This is a genomic window from Flavonifractor sp. An9, from assembly GCF_002161245.1.
GTDB classification, from domain to species: Bacteria; Bacillota; Clostridia; order Oscillospirales; family Oscillospiraceae; genus Flavonifractor; species Flavonifractor avicola.
Genome location: NZ_NFHC01000050.1, coordinates 1 through 2,476, shown reverse-complemented (window position 1 = coordinate 2,476; position 2,476 = coordinate 1). Strand labels below are relative to the sequence as shown.

Annotated in this window: 2 tRNA genes and 2 rRNA genes; all 4 read left to right on the top strand. The window is 53.2% G+C overall.

Features of this window, described 5'->3' with window-relative positions:
- A 16S ribosomal RNA gene (locus B5G40_RS16515) occupies positions 1-1,264 on the top strand; the annotation flags it as partial.
- A gap of 195 nt (positions 1,265-1,459) precedes the next feature.
- Positions 1,460-1,536: transfer RNA gene (locus B5G40_RS16510), tRNA-Ile, on the top strand.
- 13 nt (positions 1,537-1,549) lie between these two features.
- A tRNA-Ala gene (locus B5G40_RS16505) sits at positions 1,550-1,625 on the top strand.
- 277 nt (positions 1,626-1,902) lie between these two features.
- Positions 1,903-2,476 (top strand): 23S ribosomal RNA (locus B5G40_RS16500); the annotation flags it as partial.

The following is a 2,476-nucleotide window of genomic DNA, read 5'->3' as shown; positions in this document are numbered from 1 at the left end:
GTTGGCGGGGTAACGGCCCACCAAGGCGACGATCAGTAGCCGGACTGAGAGGTTGACCGGCCACATTGGGACTGAGACACGGCCCAGACTCCTACGGGAGGCAGCAGTGGGGAATATTGGGCAATGGGCGCAAGCCTGACCCAGCAACGCCGCGTGAAGGATGAAGGCTTTCGGGTTGTAAACTTCTTTTATCAGGGACGAAGAAAATGACGGTACCTGATGAATAAGCCACGGCTAACTACGTGCCAGCAGCCGCGGTAATACGTAGGTGGCAAGCGTTATCCGGATTTACTGGGTGTAAAGGGCGTGTAGGCGGGACTGCAAGTCAGATGTGAAAACTATGGGCTCAACCCATAGCCTGCATTTGAAACTGTAGTTCTTGAGTGCTGGAGAGGCAATCGGAATTCCGTGTGTAGCGGTGAAATGCATAGATATACGGAGGAACACCAGTGGCGAAGGCGGATTGCTGGACAGTAACTGACGCTGAGGCGCGAAAGCGTGGGGAGCAAACAGGATTAGATACCCTGGTAGTCCACGCCGTAAACGATGGATACTAGGTGTGGGGGGTCTGACCCCCTCCGTGCCGCAGTTAACACAATAAGTATCCCACCTGGGGAGTACGATCGCAAGGTTGAAACTCAAAGGAATTGACGGGGGCCCGCACAAGCGGTGGAGTATGTGGTTTAATTCGAAGCAACGCGAAGAACCTTACCAGGGCTTGACATCCCGGTGACCGCTCTAGAGATAGAGTTTCCCTTCGGGGCGCCGGTGACAGGTGGTGCATGGTTGTCGTCAGCTCGTGTCGTGAGATGTTGGGTTAAGTCCCGCAACGAGCGCAACCCTTATTGTTAGTTGCTACGCAAGAGCACTCTAGCGAGACTGCCGTTGACAAAACGGAGGAAGGTGGGGACGACGTCAAATCATCATGCCCCTTATGTCCTGGGCCACACACGTACTACAATGGTGGTCAACAGAGGGAGGCAAAACCGCGAGGTGGAGCAAATCCCTAAAAGCCATCCCAGTTCGGATTGCAGGCTGAAACCCGCCTGTATGAAGTTGGAATCGCTAGTAATCGCGGATCAGCATGCCGCGGTGAATACGTTCCCGGGCCTTGTACACACCGCCCGTCACACCATGAGAGTCGGGAACACCCGAAGTCCGTAGCCTAACCGCAAGGGGGGCGCGGCCGAAGGTGGGTTCGATAATTGGGGTGAAGTCGTAACAAGGTAGCCGTATCGGAAGGTGCGGCTGGATCACCTCCTTTCTAAGGAGACTTCGGTGCCCGAAAAGGTGCCGTAACGTCCTAAGGTCAGCTTTCTGGTGGGAATGAGCTTTCACGTTGTTTAATTTAGAGGGTACACGCGTTAAGAAAATATGCCGGCGGCATATTTTTAGCGTGTACCGCGGCGGCTATGCCGACGCGGGCCAGGTAGGCAAGAAGTGAATGGCACCTATTTACGGGCCCATAGCTCAGCTGGCTAGAGCGCACGACTGATAATCGTGAGGTCGGTGGTTCGAGTCCACTTGGGCCCACCACTTCTCTCTCGATGGGGGTATAGCTCAGCTGGGAGAGCACCTGCTTTGCAAGCAGGGGGTCGTCGGTTCGAGCCCGACTATCTCCACCAATTCAATATTAGATTGAAGTACCTGAAGGTCAGGTATTTCAATCTGGTCTTGAAAAAGACTGGAAGTCAGCACCTTGAAAACTGAACAATGCAGATTGAAAGTATGAAGAGCAAGCAACAGAGGGCAATAACAGCAATGTTGTGTAACTTAAAGATAGAATGGCGAAAGCCGTTCTAGTGAATGGGTAAAACAATGTAGCCAAATTGCAAAACTTCTGTGAGGCCTGCATAATTTATGATCGAATAGAGAACAGCTCAGAAATGGCTGTTCTACTAAGGTCAAGCTATAAAGAGCGCAAGGGGAATGCCTTGGCATCAGGAGCCGAAGAAGGACGTGACAAGCTGCGATAAGCTGCGGTGAGCTGCACATAAGCTTTGACCCGCAGATTTCCGAATGGGGAAACCCGACAGAGCAATACTCTGTCAGCCTGCGTTGAATCAAATAGGCGTAGGTGGGGAACCGCCTGAACTGAAACATCTAAGTAGGGCGAGGAAGAGAAATCAACAGAGATTCCGCAAGTAGTGGCGAGCGAACGCGGAAGAGGGCAAACCGAAGGATTTATCCTTCGGGGTTGAGGACCGACACAACGGCAGGATAGGTTAGCCGAACGGTATGGGAAGGCCGGCCATAGCGGGTGAGAGCCCCGTAGGCGAAAACCGAATCCTGTTAGTCGAGTTCCAGAGTACCGCCGGACACGTGAAACCCGGTGGGAAACTGGGGGGACCACCCTCCAACCCTAAATACTACCTGATGACCGATAGAGGAGCAGTACCGTGAGGGAAAGGTGAAAAGGACCCCGGGAGGGGAGTGAAAGAGAACCTGAAACCTTGTGCTTACAAGCACTCAAAGC